The organism is Mesorhizobium sp. A623 (genome assembly GCF_054489405.1).
On the sequence record NZ_JBTMXB010000099.1, the window covers coordinates 1 to 2013 of the forward strand.

Genomic DNA, 2013 nt, shown 5'->3' on the forward strand with positions numbered 1-2013 from the left:
CCGGCATTGAATGGCATTATATCGCACCAGGCAAACCGATGCAGAACGGCTTCGTGGAAAGCTTCAATGGCAGCTTCTGGCTTGAGAACGGCAAGGTCATTGTCAATCTCGGGCAGTTGGTTGAAAGCACAAAATTCCTCTACCTTTGTTTCGAGGACATTCCGCTGACCGATGGGCAATCCTTCGATGTCCAGCGCCTCAGGAATCACCTCGGGCTCTACAACTGGCGTGATCCACAGGACGCCGGCCTGCTGTTCGGCTGGCTCGCGATGGCATCAATCTGCGGCGCTCTGGTGTGGCGGCCCCACGCCTTCGTCTACGGGCCGGCGCGATCGGGCAAGACCACCATCCACACGGTCGCCTCCATCGTGTTGAGCCCTCTGGCGATCTAGGCGGAAGGACAGAGTAGCGAGGCCGGCATCCGGCAGACATTAGGGCCGGATAGCTTGCCGATCCTGCTGGACGAGTTTGAGGCCGACCAAAGGGATTCCACCCTCCGCAACGTCCTCCGGCTCGCCCGCAGCGCCTCGTCGGCGGATACGCCGGTACTGAGGGAACACCCGAAGGCAAGGCGATGAGCTTCAGCCTGCGCACAACCTTCCTGTTCAGTGCCATCAATCCGCGCGGTATGTCACCCGCCGACCAGTCGCGCATTTCCATGTTCGAACTACTGATGCATGAGAACGACCGGGAGGTGGCAAGGCGCATCGCCGAGGACGAGGCATACTTCCGCACCACGGGCTCGGCATGGTGTTCCCATATGATCGGGCTCGCCCATCTGATTCAGCCGGCCGCCGACGCCATTGACCTGCACCTGACGGGGGCTCGGCGACATCGCCAGAACATGAGCATCCTGATCGGGGCGGGCTTTGTGGCCCTGAACGGCAGGGTTCCTACAGACGAGGAAGCGCAAGCCCTCGCCGCCGAATACGCGCCGGCCATCGAGCGTCACGCCCTTGAGGTCGAGCGGGACGATGCGCAGGAATGCCTCGACCACCTCCTGTCCCATGTCGTGGACGGCTACCCTCTCGGCCATTGGCTCGCTAGCCTCCGCGATGAGCAGCAGCGGCGCGGCAACGACTTCGCGGATGCCGAGAGGATCGTCGTAAGCTACGGGATGCGGATAACCACCGAGGGCGAGGCCGCCGGGTTCTACATCGCCAACGGCGCTCCGGCGATGGAGGAGGTGTTCCGGGGCACTCCGTGGGCTCAGAAGGCATGGGAACGAGCCCTCCGCAAGCTGGAGGACGCCTTTATTCCCCCGAATCCAGTGCAGTTCAAGATGCTGGGTAAGAAGCGGGCCACCGGCATGCCGCTAACCTATCTGCCCGACGAGCCGCTGCGGCTGGGCGCAAAAAGGCCATTCTGATGCGCCCGGACGGACGGACATCTACACACTATGGGAGGGGGAGGGTGGGGTATGTGCCTGCCGCTGCGCGCGCCACCCCTATGCCGGTGCCCTACGGGCGTCCGTCCGTCCCGCCGTGCCGCTGTGTTGGGTATACGAAGACCGGAACGCCGCTCCCCGCCTAGGTGTTCGCGGCTGCGATTTCAACCTCGATGAGGGCGGAATCCGAGGCCTTCGAGGCCGCGTCGTCTCGCGGTTTCGCCATTTTCCAACATGCCGTGGTTACCGCGCTGGTTACCACTCGGGCCGTTTCACGGGCTTGCTGAATCCTTCGGCGATTACTTGTGCCGGTCACTACGGCGTGTTTTTGTTCTCGCTTTTTTCTTTTTTGATGAGCAATATCATGAACGATTTTAACGTTTCCATCACCACCACAACCCGTCGCCGCAAGCTAAAGGGAGGTACGATAGCCGCCTATCCGCAATGGTATTGTGAATATCGGGAGCCGCTGACCCTGAAGCGCCGACGCCGCGCATTCGACCGTAAGAAAGACGCCGAGGCATTCCGAACCTCGCTGTTGGTCAAGGTTGTTCCCCGTCAGCACCTGTGTCCCAGATTTGAGGTTGTGAATTAAGGAGGGTTTTGGTCTCGTCAGCTGACGAAGG

2 protein-coding genes and 1 pseudogene are annotated in these 2013 nt (G+C 61.4%); all 3 read left to right on the forward strand.

Annotated elements, in window-relative coordinates:
• Window positions 1–71 (forward strand): annotated as a pseudogene (locus tag ACX3P1_RS27965) (integrase core domain-containing protein); the annotation flags it as partial.
• 503 nt (window positions 72–574) lie between these two features.
• Window positions 575–1369 carry a hypothetical protein gene (locus ACX3P1_RS27970; RefSeq protein ID WP_459083039.1) on the forward strand — a complete coding sequence of 265 codons (795 nt, stop codon included), beginning with the start codon at window positions 575–577 and terminating at the stop codon, window positions 1367–1369.
• 382 nt (window positions 1370–1751) lie between these two features.
• Window positions 1752–1982 (forward strand): hypothetical protein, encoded by a 231-nt coding sequence (locus ACX3P1_RS27975; protein WP_459083041.1) that lies wholly within the window; start codon window positions 1752–1754, stop codon window positions 1980–1982.
• Window positions 1983–2013 lie beyond the last annotated feature (31 nt).

Coding starts and splice junctions, on each gene's coding strand:
- ACX3P1_RS27970 (WP_459083039.1), top strand. CDS start 575: ATGAGCTTCAGCCTGCGCACAACCTTCCTGTTCAGTGCCATCAATCCG.
- ACX3P1_RS27975 (WP_459083041.1), top strand. CDS start 1,752: ATGAACGATTTTAACGTTTCCATCACCACCACAACCCGTCGCCGCAAG.